Here is a 13435-nt window from a genome sequence, read left to right on the forward strand (position 1 = left end):
TATATGTACGGTAACGTATAGATGGTTCACCGTTGTCTTTCTTACAGAAAAGGTACCACCTTATAATAGGTCCGAGAAAAGAAGAAAGCAAATGAGGGGGATTTTACAATGGAACAACAAGTAAAGGACGACATCCAGCGTGTCTTTCAGCTTCAGAAAAAACAGCAAAAAGCCTTGCGCGCTTCAACAGCGGAACAGCGGAGAGAAAAGCTTCAACGCTTTTTAGATTCCGTCATCGCCCATGAAGAAGAAATCATCGAAGCGATCCGCAAAGACGTCCGCAAACCATATCACGAAGTCAAAAAAGCGGAAATCGAAGGAACAAAAAAAGCGATTAGAGATAATATGAATAACCTGGAACAATGGATGGCGCCTAAAGAAGTCGGTTCATCGTTAAGCCCTGACGCAAACGGAATTCTTATGTACGAGCCTAAAGGCGTCACACTCATCCTCGGCCCGTGGAACTATCCGTTTATGCTGACGATGGCGCCGCTTGCCGCTTCTCTCGCAGCCGGAAACAGCGCGATTGTGAAGCTGTCCGATTTCACGATGAACACGAGCAACATTGCTGCTAAAGTAATAAGAGACGCTTTTGATGAAAAAGAAGTCGCGATTTTTGAAGGAGAGGTTGAGGTGGCAACCGAACTACTTGATCAGCCGTTCGACCATATTTTCTTCACTGGAAGCACAAATGTCGGGAAAATTGTCATGACAGCGGCTGCCAAACACTTGGCATCTGTCACACTTGAGCTTGGCGGCAAGAGCCCGACGATCATTGACAGTGAATACGATCTGATGGACGCAGCGAAAAAGATCGCCGTCGGGAAATTCGTAAACGCCGGCCAAACCTGCATCGCACCTGATTACCTGTTCATTAAAAAAGACGTTCAGGACAGGTTCGCGGGGATTTTACAAACAGTCGTCAACGCTGGATTTATGGAGGATGATCATACCCCAGACCGCAGCAAATTTACGCAGATCGTCAATGACCGCAACTTCAACCGCGTCAAAGATCTGTTCGACGATGCCATCGAAAGAGGGGCGGAAGTGGTGTTCGGTGGCGTATTCGATGCCAGCGACCGCACGATCTCGCCAACCGTTTTGAAAAACGTCACGCCTGACATGAAAATCATGCAGGAGGAAATCTTCGCACCGATCCTGCCAATGATGAACTATGAAGACATCGACGAGGTCATCGATTACGTAAATGACCGCGATAAACCGCTTGCACTTTATGTGTTCAGCAAAAACCAAGATCTGATTGACAACGTCCTTCAGCACACGACATCAGGAAATGCCGCCATCAATGATGTCGTCGTCCATTTCAGTGACGTCAACCTGCCATTCGGCGGCGTCAACACAAGCGGAATCGGCTCCTATCATGGGGTATACGGATTCAAAGAGTTTTCTCATGAGAAGGGTGTATTTATTCAGGCCGCTGAATAATCGCATGATCAAAAGGCGCTTCCTTAGAGGAGCGCCTTTTATTGTAACTCCTTGACCAAAAGCAATTCATCACGGATAGGTATTTTATTATCTGCCAGTAAAGGAATTTCGGGCTTCATCTTTCTGGCCGTCTCGACTGCATTCACAAATAGTCGATCCAACCGGTACCCTCTCTTCTGATAAAACGCTAATGCATGAATATTATCATTGGTTGTGATCAGTTTTATTTGTTTGATATTTCTCTCTCTGCATGCTTCCTCGGCTTTCTCTAGCAGAGCTGTTCCGATCCCTTTATTCTCAATGACACTATCCAGCGAAATGATTTCACAGGCATCTTCTTCAAATATGTATGTAATAAGGCCAACAATCTGGTTATCATCGTTGAGCATTCCATAACCATCTAATTCATCGCAGTTATAAATACCGCTAGAAATAACCATTTGCGGACTGCCCCAGTGTTTTTGAAAAAACGCGGAAACAAGATCTTTAGGTATCTGGCATGTCGGAATAATATTCATATTTTCCTCCTTTTAGCTGAACAAAAATAAGAGAATTAACAACCTATTTTATGTCATTAATCCCCTTATCTAGTATTTACTAGAACTTATAACTTGTCAAAAGCTGTCTGAATACCAATTGCGTGGATTGATAAGGATCAAAATCTGAATCCTGAGATTGGAAGATTTGCTCTGGGGTCAATGTCTCTGCGTTCTCTGATAACGTTTGAATCAGACTTTCCAAATATCCATTTAACTCTGATTTGGACGATTCATGTAGGGATTGATGATTTACAGCGAGTTCTCTAAATCTGTTATCACTGATTAATTTTTTTCGAAGAGCTGCTAGCATCAAGTCAAGCCATGCAGGCTGGCCAAATGTAATATTTAAAGCTAACGTTGCTTGATCAGATTTGGTGGAGTGCCATAAACCTCTTGGCAAATACAGCATGGTTCCCGGTGTTAAATTAACGATTTCTGCATCTGGCAGATCCTCTTTTGGCGGATCTCCTTTCCAATATGACTGTAAATCATCAGGATAGTAAGGAGCCTCTGATAAATCATAGTGCTGCATTGGATTGCTCACATTTTCATTCTTGGCAAGCTTCCATGTTTTCTCACCTTGAATTTGAAAAATCAAGTTGGTGTAGGCGTCAAAATGGGCTTTGAATCCCCCGCCATTTTTCGCCGCGTAAACAATGGCTTTGGAAGAAGTACCCGCAGGCAGTCTTAATTCCGCTTTGAGTTTTTCTATCCACCTTCTGACTTGGGGAATAAATAGGTCGGTGAAATCAAACTCTAATGCAGCCCCTTTTTCATACCACTCTAAAGCCTCTGCAGGTGACACAAGAAATCTGTCTGTGATCCCTTCAGATTCTTCAATCACAGCATCACCAACGACCATGACTGGATTATTGTAGATAGCCAATACGTTTTCTAGCGTTCTAACCTTTTCAAACCCCGGTATGCTTGTAAATCTCTCCACTTCTCCTCTGGCTACCAAAGGTTTTACAGGCCAATATTCTTCTAAAAACTCACTCATCGTTACAGGACTGATGATAGACTCCAAAACCGATTCGGTTACAGCACTCATATTATCCCTCCCAAAAAAAGTAACTTCACCACAAAGATATAACATTTTTTTCTAAAAGTAAATATTGACAGAATTATCAGAGGATTATAATATTTAGTTGTGCGTGATAGCCTATTTTTTTACAAGGAAGGAGGGAAAAGGATGAAAAAGGCTTATAAGAAACCTCGTCTTTTTGAACTGCGCCGTGCTGTAGCAGCTGGCGGCCATTAATCTCATATAGCATTTGACATCTAGTACTCTATTTTAGGAGGGATGCTCAATGAAAAAAGCTTATAAGAAACCTCGCCTTTTTGAACTGCGCCGTGCTGTAGCAGCTGGCGGCCATTAATCTCATATAACATTTGACATCTAGTACTCTATTTTAGGAGGGATGCTCAATGAAAAAAGCTTATAAGAAACCTCGCCTTTTTGAATTGCGCCGCGCTGTAGCAGCTGGCGGTCATTAATCTTATCCAAAACGATTAACGTTTGAGGCTATCACGCCAACTTGATAAGGAGGATGCTGAAGATGATTACGGCTGAAGAATGCAGAACGTACAAAGAATTTGTTGATCTTTACCAATCCTATCTTTACCCCTTGCTTGGCGCCAGACTGTCCCGGATGTATTCCCCCAAAAACAAAGTCATTATCGATATGGGCACAGGTCCAGGTTATTTAAGCATTCAGTTGGCTAAAAGAACAAATGCGCACGTGCATGCTGTCGATATTAACCCGGCCATGCATGAAATCGCTCAAGAAGAAGCTAAAAAAAGCGGAGTAAGCAGCCTGATTTCATTTGATTTGGAAGATGTCCACCATTTATCTTACGCTGACCAATATGCTGACTTCATCGTCTCCTACTCTTGCCTGCATCATTGGGAAGACGTTGTTAAAGGACTTAAAGAGTGCTATAGAGTTCTGGCTCCGGGCGGAAAAATTGTCATTTTGGATACATTTAATCCCCAAGGAAGCCATTTAGAGATTATGCGAAAACAAATCAAAGAACCGGAATACTTCAGGTTTGTAAGAGAGGCATTTGAAGAAAGTTATTCCTTTGAAGACATTCACCAGTTTGTTCAGGATGCCGGCATTCCCAATTATTCATTAGAAACCTTTCACTTTTTACCGGAGGATTTTATAGAAAGCTTAGATGAGCTGGAGGATGCTCCCCTGTGGGAACAAAATGATCAAAGTGCTGATCATGAAATTGAGTCTGTCACATGGATGTTAACGATAGAAAAAGAAAAGGAAGGTGCATTGTAATGATCAATGAATCAACTGTTTTATCCAAAAATCCAGAAATGCCATCAAGAAAATATTTGAAAAGCATTATTATAGAGCCGGGCATCACTTTAAATGAAATGGCATCAGATATTTATAACCATATCGACGGCAAGGTCAGCATACATGATATTTGCTCAAAAATCGTCAATGAATATGATGTTGATTATCAAACCTGCTTAGAAGATTGTATGGAGCTGTTTGAGTTGCTTATTGATCATGAAGCAATCAAAGTTAAGCAGGGGGCATGAGAATTGGAAAAACAAAAAGTGCTTGCTTTACCAGACGATGTACATGAGCTGAGTACACACCGTTCTAAATCAATCGTAAATTACATCATCACTCTGCTTGCCTTTGCCAAAAAACAAGGATTGACTCATCAAGATATTGTAAGCTGGATTCACGAGCAATATGAGGAAAGAGGATATTATGATGAGTGGAGACACATTAACAGCCAACAACCAGTTGGATCATTTGTGGAACTCTTTATAAAAGGAAGACGTTTACTTTATGACAAAATTGAATTGTTTGAAACAGAAGATAAATATGTCGTAAATACCCACACTTGGTATGAAAAAGAACCTAGTGAGGCCTTTTTTTATTTTGAAATTGATCCCGAAGAATTTTCTGCGTACGCTTCCATTCTCGCAATCGAAAACGCAAAACGTCTCGGAATTAAAATCGATATTGTAAAAGAAACAGATGTAGAGACAGCTTATATCTATAAACATCAATAACGCTATTGGGAGGGAGACATATGTGCGGGCTCGCGGGTATTATAAATCTGGCTGCTCCCCGTTCTCAGGAATGTACCTTTCATATATTGAAAGGCATGGCAGATGCCATCAGCTATAGGGGACCAGATGATGAACAATATCATATTGATTCCAAAGTCGGCTTTGCATTTCGGCGATTGTCCATTCTTGACCTTGTAAATGGACAGCAGCCCTTTTTAAATGAGGATGGATCAATCGTCGTTATGGTAAATGGAGAAATTTATAACTATAAAGAACTGAAGGCTTCTTTACACAATCATATGTTTAAAACGACATCTGATTGTGAAGTAATTGTTCATTTATATGAAGAAAAAGGGATTGGATTTGTAGACGACATCATCGGAATGTTTTCAATAGCCATTTGGGACAAAAATAAAAACAAAGTATTTTTAGTTCGTGACCGCTTTGGGATTAAACCGCTTTTTTACACAGAGCTAAAACACGAGCTTATATTTGCCTCTGAAATAAAATCCCTATTTTCTCATCCTCACTGTCCCCGCCAATTTAATTGGAAAGAAGCACTCTCAGACATTTGGCTAAGCGGGGAAGCAGCCAGTAATCATAAAGAAACCACTTCCTTTTTTGTAAACATCCAAAATCTCGATGCTGGCCATTATCTCGAAATTAATTTGACAACAAATGAACGAAAAACAGCAAGCTATTGGTCTTTACAGGATATTTTGCTCAGGCAAGGCTATCATGAGAATCTCCATCCCGATGACCTGATTGAAGGATATAGAGAACTGCTGGCAGATTCAGTCCATAGATGTTTACAAAGCGACGTTGAAGTCGGGTTGTTTCTTAGCGGTGGCATTGATTCAGCTGCAGTCGCACATTTTGCTGCAGAAAAACAGGATCTCCATACGTTTACAGTATTAAGCCAAAGTACATTTACAAATGAAGATGCAAAATATGCCCATTGGCTGGCTAAAGATTTACACCTTCCAAATCATCAGGTTCTCTATCAATTAGGGAACGATGAGTTATTACAACCAGAGTCATATAAACATTTGTTATGGATCTGTGAAACACCGTTTTGCGGACCGGAACAATTATATAAGTTTCATTTACATAAGTATGCCAAAGCGATAAGGCCAAACCTGAAAGTCATGCTGACCGGCCAGGGCAGCGACGAATTTAACGGCGGTTACAGCACGACACTTTCACCAGCCGAGAACCCAAGTTGGGAAGGATTTATTGAATCGGTCAATACGATGGAGATGAACCGGCTGCATCGGCTGCAGGGAAATATCTTTAGAGTGTGGGAGGAGCATTTTGGACTTTCTCCTATAAACCTTTCTTATTTAAAGAGCAATGATTCCAGCCAAGCAGATCCTTGGCAATCGTATGTCCTGACAAAATACCGTGACCTGCAAATGTATAATTGCTGGCATGAAGATCGGATCGCCGCGGCTAATCATATCGAAAACCGTGTACCGTTCTTGGACCATCGGCTTGTTGAATGGGTTTGCGGAATACCTGATGGACTCCGTAAAGACTTGTTATGGGATAAGTCGATATTGCGAAAATCATTAACAAATGAGCTGCATACAAGCTATACCCACCGGCCAAAGGTTCCTTTTTTCTATGGTAAGGACGTGAGATATACACATAAAATGATGTTTCATCTTCTGAAGAAAAACAATTATCAGCTTATAGAGGAGGCCTTCTCTCACAGCGATGCCTCCAGCATAATACAGGTTGAACACATTCATGCCATCATGACATATTTGGAGGATGATCCTGAGTTTACAAATTTTGAATTTTTATTAAGACTGGTGAACATGGGACTTTTATCAAAAATGACTAAAGAAACCCATTCTGTTCAATTAGACATAACCAGCCATTTAGAATCGATAACAATAAAAGACTGGCACTCACAGGAAGGTGATATTGCCAGCCGTTTAAATATCTCAGCCAATAAGTGTGAAGGACAAGATATTTTGGCGCTAAACCCTGGCGTCACTCTGTTAAGGCCGGAAAGCGATAGTGAGCATTGCATCTACATTGCGGAAGAAGGATTTATTCAGTTTATTGTTTCGGTGGAAGACGTCGGAGCTTGGCTGCATATTCTCTGCGATATTAATGGAAAAGACACACTTCATACGATTTTAGACAGACATGGTGTCAGCCTTGAAGAAGTGGCCAAATATATTCAAGAAGCCATCGAACACAATATCATTTTGATCAAACAAAAAAATCTGCCAGAAGGAGCATATAGATGAGCATCTTTTATTCGTTTTCCGCACTTAGGGGATTAGCAATGGGGATTTTTTCGCCTATTTGGATTCTTTATCTGATATCTAAAGATTATGATTTCCTTCAGATTGGATTAATGGGAGCGGTACTTGAAATTGCTAAGCTTATATTTGAAGTTCCTTCCGGCGTTTTTGCTGATCGTTATGGAATTAAAATTTCAATTGCCAGTTCATTCTTTTTCTCCATCCTTACATGGGCCTTCTTCCCTTTTATCGATTCAGCTGCTATTTGCATACTGGCTATGATCATATGGGCTTTATCAGATTCCTTAATTTCCGGTTCTTTTGAAACTTGGATGAGCCGTGTCGCAGGGGAAGATCGATTCGGCAAAGAAATGATGAAAAACACACAATTGCTAATCACTTTTTTAATTATTGGAAGTATTGCCAGCGGGTATTTGTATTCATTAAATATCTATTTTCCTTTCCTGCTCGTTATGGTGATCTACTTATTACTATTTATTTGGATGTCTGTATTTATTAAAGTCCCTTCTGTTTCCGAAACAAATCATGGGGATCAGAACCAACATGATTCGATAAAGATTATCAAAGAAAGTTTAAAAATTATCCTTAACAAAAAAAGGGTTCTTTTAATCGTCATAGCCGGTTTCTTTACAGCCACAGCCTATGACACAATTTCCCGTTACTGGCAGCCTTTTTTGAGTGATTTAGGCTTTTCAGAAAAGTCACTGGGATATATTTTTGCCCTAGGAGGGTTTACCGCTCTCGTTCTTTTGACATTAACCATCAGGTTCGAAAAGAAGATCGAAAAAAATCCATATCTCGCTTTAACCTCATTGGATTCCATGGGCATGGTCATGACTTTTCTATTGTCTAGAGCATTCAGGCCGCTGGGCATTCCATGTACAGCGTTTTTGCTTGCAATTGAAGATATTCATCATCCGATCGTAACAAGTTACTTAAATAAGTTTTTCCCCGATTCATACAAGAACACACTTTTCTCGTTAAACTCAGGGGTAGGAGCAATTGGAGAAATTCTTTCCGGTGTCATTTTCGGCATCATTTCCGCAGCCTTTGGGCTCTCTGCCATGTTTGTTGTTGTAGCTGTATTTCTATTAATCCCTATTATCCTTTATACGATAGTGCCTAAGATTAAAGACAATGATATGAAAGTTCAGATTGAAAAATCCCAGCAAGTGTAAATGTTTTGTATCACAGTAAGAAGACCTTCTTATTAAAAGAAGGTCTTCTGCTATTCTATTCAGTTATTTCCCAAAAGCCATCAGCTTCGTATAACTTCCAATATAAAGCGTTCCGTCCTCAGCGAGCTGAGGAGAAGACACGACGTTGCTGTCGGTTTGATAGTTCCATAATTCATTGCCGTTTGCGTCTGCCGCATAAACCTTCATATCATCTGACCCGAAATACACCGTTCCCTTCGCGTCAATCAGCGGCGCCGTTCTGACAGGGCCGTCTGTATAGAATGACCAGTTCATATCCCCGTTTTTGCTGATGGAAAACAGCTCGCCGCTTCCTGAGCCGATGTAGATATTGCCATTATGATCAATCGCAGGAGATGAGCTGGAGAACCCGTTTAGCGGGAATGTCCATTTCAAACTGCCTGTTGATGTATAAGCATACAGCTGTCCATCTTGGTTGCCGGCATAAATGTTTCCGTCCTTATCAATCACCGGATATCCTTTAAACGCATTTGACGTCGTTCTGGACCATTTCACCTGTCCGGTTCCGGAGTTGATCGCATAAAACACGTAATTATATGTGCCGACATACACGGTGCCGTTTTTGGCAAGCACCGGCACAGAGCTGACGACACCATTTGTTTTCAACTTCCAGCGCTCTGTCCAAGTTGATTTTGACGTCGGTTTGATCGCGTGAACATAATTATCAAGTGTTGAGAAATACAACGTCCCGTCTGAACCGATCACCGTTTCAGAGCTTGGCCCGCCGCTTAACGGAACCGTTGTTAAAATTTCTCCCGTTTCTTTGTCAATAAAATAAATCTTTTTGTCATAGGATGCCAAATAGATAACGCCGTTGGTCCCAAGTACAGGAGATTGCGTATATGTTTTTCCAAGATTGCCCGTCACCCATTTGACTGAGCCGTCTGGATTAAAGGCTTTCATTTCCCCGTCTCTGGAATGAAGATATACTGTGCCGTCTCCGTCAATCACAGCCCCCGCTCCATTTTGCGGAGTCGTTCTGATGTCGTTTTGCCATTTCAGCGTCCCGTCTGTATTTCCGGCGAACCGGCTTTCGCGTGACCAGTTAAACATGGCAGGCGCCATCGCTTGTACATCATATCTTCCTGTCAAAAAGCCAGATGCTCCATTATTTTGAGAAAATACCGTTTCCGCCGCATAAGCAGCTGTCGGCTGAAACACTTTGGCCGCGGGCACATCAGAAACAGCACCGGCCGAAACAGCAGCCGCCACCGCAGCTCCCGCAATCAAAGCTTTCATACGAAATGACTTGACCATCATTGAGACCCCCATTATATGTAACTTCTAATTTGTGACCATCATAACATATTCATCCATTTTATAAATCTATTTCACAAAAACATCACAAACTAGAAAACTATGTAAGAGTATTCACGGACGTTTTTTCAGCACCCGGCCGAAATGCAGCCACAAACCAAATGACGTTGACAGCAGCCGCAGCGAGACTAATTCCGAAAACAAAGATCACCTCAGAAAGCAGATGGTCACTAAAGAAACTAAACATCAAGATAAAACCGGCCGAAGACAAATGAATCAAAAGCCCGAAGCCGCAAAGCACCGCCATGACATACCTCATTGCATCGACTCCGAGCATATAAACGAGAAATGGAATGAAATACAATACAAGGATCATACCGACAGCTGACCACATGCCAACTGAATTAAACTGATTGGCCGCCGCTCCCGTTCCGGCCAGCGGCGAAAGTGAAGCCGCCACAATCACGGCGCAAAAAAGAAACGCAGAAATGGTTGTCATGATCGCCACGCTATTTTTTTTAGACATCAAACTCCTCCTTTAATAGAAATATTAACCTTTTTTATTATAAGTAAGTTGAATGTTATATTCATTATATTTTTAAAAAAAATCCAAAACATACACAAATGATGTGATTCTTTCTAGTATATTTATATAGTAAAAAACAAAGGATAAAAGACTCATTTTTCTGTAATATCAGGATTTTATCACCATACCATATTGCATGTACTTCTTTTTCAAAGTATACTATTCCAGATTAATTCAGAGGAGAGAGAAAAATACATGGAAAAACCAGCAGGATTTTGGATTCGTTTTTTAGCTTATTTTATTGATGGCATTATTGTATCTGTTCCTAGTTATATTATTCTATTTGTGATCAATTCTGTTTTTGTAGCTGGGGCTGTGGCAACAAACCCTTACATGACGGAAGAAGAGTATTTAGTGAAATACATGACGCTTGCATTTTTGCCTACTATGCTGATCATGATCGTCATCAGCGTGTTATATTACGGGCTGCTCACAGCTTCTAAAATGCAAGGCACACTTGGCAAAAAAATTCTTGGCCTGAAAGTGGTCAATGAACAAGGTGAACGGGTTTCTGTCGGACAGGGAATTGGCCGTTACTTTGCCTATATCTTATCTGGAATCATCTTTTATATCGGGTTTATCATGATCGCCTTTGGAGAGAAAAAAGGCCTGCATGACATCATTTGCAAAACACGTGTCGTGTATAAATAATAGAAAAAAGTCTAGACGCCAATAGGCATCTAGACTTTTGTTTTCTTTACAATAGGCTGCCACGACAGATACGTAGCGCTTCTCCACAACCACTCAAACGGCCCCATCCGAAAGACACGAAGCCAAAGGTGGCTAAAGACCATTTGAACGGCACAAACAGCAATTGTAATGAGCACACCGGCAGCAGGGTACACTTTTCCATACAGGCCCAAGCCGTAATGATAAAAAATCCAAGTACAAACAATAGACTGCATCAGATAATTGGTAAATGCCATCCTCCCAACAGCGGAGAATGATTGCAGCACTGTTCTCACTCTTGTTTTATGATAAAGATAGACAACCGTTGTAACATAGAAAAACATGAGGAAAGGCGCGCCAATCAGCAAACATATTTCTTTATCCGTTACACTGTACAGCACCTGGGCGCCGATGCCGATGACAAGCCCAGCCATCCACAATCGTTTTAATCCTTTGCGATGCTTTTCTGGTTCATGCAAGTACCGAGATTTCGCTGCCGTAGCTCCCAGCAAAAACATACTGAAATAAGGAATGGATGCAAAGAAGAAGTTGAGCGGATTATACGTAAGCATGCCATTCGAAGACATATAAACAAGACGGTCATGGATCCGCTGTTCTGCAATGTCCTTCAGGCTGCCGCTTCCATAAACATGAATCGCTTGTGTTGCCTGCTGTGTTACCGCTTGTACCCATTCCTGTCCGTTTGATTGATCAAAACTTGTCAACATGAACGGAATGGAAAACAGAAGATACAAAGAGACCGCCCATATCAGCAGTGTTTTCGGCTTTGCTTTTCGAAACAAGAGCAGGACAAAACCGAGCAGGGCATATTCTGTTAAAATATCCCCGTCCCATATCAAAAAGGCATGAATCGTTCCAAACAAGAGAAGCGCCATTAACCTTCTCACATATAACGGAACAAACCGTTTCCCTTTGTTTTCTGCTCTCTCCATCATGACAACCATGCCAAATCCAAATAAAAAGGAAAACAATAAAATACATTTTGTTTGAATGAAGAATTTCAGTATGTCTGCGACGGCAAAATCAGCTTCAGACCACTTATCCATGAAAAAATTCTCTTTTCCAAGCATAGACAAATACATATCCGGATAACTGAAATGTGCCAGATTGACAAATAAGATGCCGAAAATCGCCATTCCTCTCAGCACATCAAGCACACCGATCCGCTCATTTGTTAAAGTCGGCTGTAATGAAGACATAGCCATCACGCTCCTTTTTTCTGTACCTTAAGGGTATGAAAAAATGAAGCGCGGAAACATCGATTTAGGTGTCAGGCCGGCATGAAAACCTTACAATCTTGTCATCTTTATGGTTTCATCACCTTTAAATCTAATGCTTCGATATTCTGCAAAACGCGATCAAAGCGCAAAGCCTGAGGCTCACATGGGAAGATGTGGCCTTCATACGGGTCGCCTAACGTCCGGAAAAACGGTTCAAATAAACCAGGAACCAATACGCCCACCATCTTTGTATAGTAAGAATCAAGGCGATAGGAGTGAACGGTATTTGCAGGGACATGCAGGAAATCTCCCGGATTCAGCTGAATTTCCTGGCCATCTGCCCACATCGTCATCTGACCTTCAAGGCAATAAAATGTTTCTGTATGATGTTCATGGTAGTGATCAACGATTCGGTCACCTTTAGGGCCTTCAGAGGATACGACGATAAACTGGCCATCTGTATTTTTTTGTGCAGCCACAATGCGGTGAAGCTGATCTCCAGTCAACAGGTGATCTCCTTCTCCAGATTCAAGAACGTATGGAACCGCTCCATCTGGCAGCTCTGTAAGTTCCGCTAATTTGGCCGAACATGCAGGCTTTCCTTCATCTAGAAATACAATGTCCGCTACAGCGGCTGCTTCTGCAAATCGCTCGTTTGAGACTTCTTCGCTTGCGTACGGCGGATGTTCAGCGTGATCATACGGATTCCCAATAACGGAATACAAGTGCGCTACGTTTCCTTTCATCGTGTAAGATACCAGTCTTGTTCTGTGGCTCTGCATCCGGTAGCTGTGCGGTGTTCCCGCCGGAATGTTCGCATAATCACCTGATATTAATAAATAGCGTTCACCATCAAGTGTCAGTTCCAGTTTCCCGTCCAAAACGAGAATTCCTTCATGTGTGTCCTTGTGGACGTGAAGCGGAAAGGCATCTCCTTTTCCCCCGGAAAGAAGCACGATCTCAAACAAATCACCTGTGCTCCTCCCATTCGCCATCACCGTGGCAACCTGTCTGCCGAACAGATAGCGCTCGCCTTCTCCGCTCCGGAGCAAATAAGGCATTTTTTCTTTAGGCAATGAATGTGTACATAATGTTTTCATATTATCGCTTCCTCCAATTTAGACCAGTCTATATATTATCATTTATTTG

At 41.6% G+C, this 13435-nt stretch carries 13 protein-coding genes; 7 read left to right on the forward strand and 6 right to left on the reverse strand.

The features are described from left to right. The first annotated feature begins 108 nt into the window (after window positions 1-108). Window positions 109-1446: an aldehyde dehydrogenase family protein gene (locus MKX71_RS20580; RefSeq protein WP_029318575.1), complete on the forward strand. Its 1338-nt coding sequence runs from the start codon at window positions 109-111 to the stop codon at window positions 1444-1446. A gap of 38 nt (window positions 1447-1484) precedes the next feature. Here the strand turns inward: MKX71_RS20580 and MKX71_RS20585 are convergent, their stop codons facing one another. Both MKX71_RS20585 and MKX71_RS20590 read right to left on the reverse strand, forming a co-directional pair. Further along, window positions 1485-1964, reverse strand: coding sequence for a GNAT family N-acetyltransferase (locus MKX71_RS20585; RefSeq protein ID WP_003244176.1), 480 nt, complete (start codon window positions 1962-1964; stop codon window positions 1485-1487). A gap of 79 nt (window positions 1965-2043) precedes the next feature. Continuing rightward, window positions 2044-3036 carry a cupin domain-containing protein gene (locus MKX71_RS20590; protein WP_003243554.1) on the reverse strand — a complete coding sequence of 331 codons (993 nt, stop codon included), beginning with the start codon at window positions 3034-3036 and terminating at the stop codon, window positions 2044-2046. Window positions 3037-3544: 508 nt separating this feature from the next. Here MKX71_RS20590 and MKX71_RS20595 point away from each other — a divergent pair. From MKX71_RS20595 to MKX71_RS20615, 5 genes are read left to right on the forward strand one after another with little or no spacing between them, the layout of a single operon-like run. Continuing rightward, window positions 3545-4279, forward strand: coding sequence for a class I SAM-dependent methyltransferase (locus MKX71_RS20595; RefSeq protein WP_029318574.1), 735 nt, complete (start codon window positions 3545-3547; stop codon window positions 4277-4279). Further along, window positions 4279-4548, forward strand: a complete 270-nt coding sequence (locus tag MKX71_RS20600) for a PqqD family protein (RefSeq protein ID WP_003242779.1) — start codon at window positions 4279-4281, stop codon at window positions 4546-4548. Before MKX71_RS20595 ends, MKX71_RS20600 begins: the two co-directional genes overlap by 1 nt. Before the next feature lie 3 nt (window positions 4549-4551). Beyond that, window positions 4552-5034, forward strand: coding sequence for a hypothetical protein (locus tag MKX71_RS20605; RefSeq protein WP_003243073.1), 483 nt, complete (start codon window positions 4552-4554; stop codon window positions 5032-5034). Between the two features lie 20 nt (window positions 5035-5054). After that, window positions 5055-7298, forward strand: coding sequence for an asparagine synthase (glutamine-hydrolyzing) (asnB, locus tag MKX71_RS20610; protein ID WP_339231587.1), 2244 nt, complete (start codon window positions 5055-5057; stop codon window positions 7296-7298). Then, window positions 7295-8494, forward strand: coding sequence for an MFS transporter (locus MKX71_RS20615; RefSeq protein WP_153255536.1), 1200 nt, complete (start codon window positions 7295-7297; stop codon window positions 8492-8494). Before asnB ends, MKX71_RS20615 begins: the two co-directional genes overlap by 4 nt. 63 nt (window positions 8495-8557) lie before the next feature. Here MKX71_RS20615 and MKX71_RS20620 read toward each other — a convergent pair whose 3' ends face one another. After that, window positions 8558-9790 carry a PQQ-binding-like beta-propeller repeat protein gene (locus tag MKX71_RS20620; RefSeq protein ID WP_029726140.1) on the reverse strand — a complete coding sequence of 411 codons (1233 nt, stop codon included), beginning with the start codon at window positions 9788-9790 and terminating at the stop codon, window positions 8558-8560. 100 nt (window positions 9791-9890) lie between these two features. Beyond that, window positions 9891-10316, reverse strand: a complete 426-nt coding sequence (locus tag MKX71_RS20625) for a DUF5391 family protein (RefSeq protein WP_024572867.1) — start codon at window positions 10314-10316, stop codon at window positions 9891-9893. A 255-nt stretch (window positions 10317-10571) separates the two neighbouring features. Here MKX71_RS20625 and MKX71_RS20630 point away from each other — a divergent pair, with 255 nt between their 5' ends. Further along, window positions 10572-11027: an RDD family protein gene (locus MKX71_RS20630; RefSeq protein WP_015250840.1), complete on the forward strand. Its 456-nt coding sequence runs from the start codon at window positions 10572-10574 to the stop codon at window positions 11025-11027. 29 nt (window positions 11028-11056) lie between these two features. Here the strand turns inward: MKX71_RS20630 and MKX71_RS20635 are convergent, their stop codons facing one another. Next, complete coding sequence (locus MKX71_RS20635; protein ID WP_339231589.1) at window positions 11057-12265, reverse strand: DUF418 domain-containing protein; 1209 nt, start codon at window positions 12263-12265, stop codon at window positions 11057-11059. A gap of 107 nt (window positions 12266-12372) precedes the next feature. Next, window positions 12373-13386 (reverse strand): quercetin 2,3-dioxygenase, encoded by a 1014-nt coding sequence (gene qdoI, locus MKX71_RS20640; protein ID WP_029318569.1) that lies wholly within the window; start codon window positions 13384-13386, stop codon window positions 12373-12375. Between the last annotated feature and the right edge of the window lie 49 nt (window positions 13387-13435).

The sequence above is a fragment of the Bacillus sp. FSL M8-0071 genome, from assembly GCF_037975455.1.
Lineage (GTDB): Bacteria > Bacillota > Bacilli > Bacillales > Bacillaceae > Bacillus > Bacillus subtilis.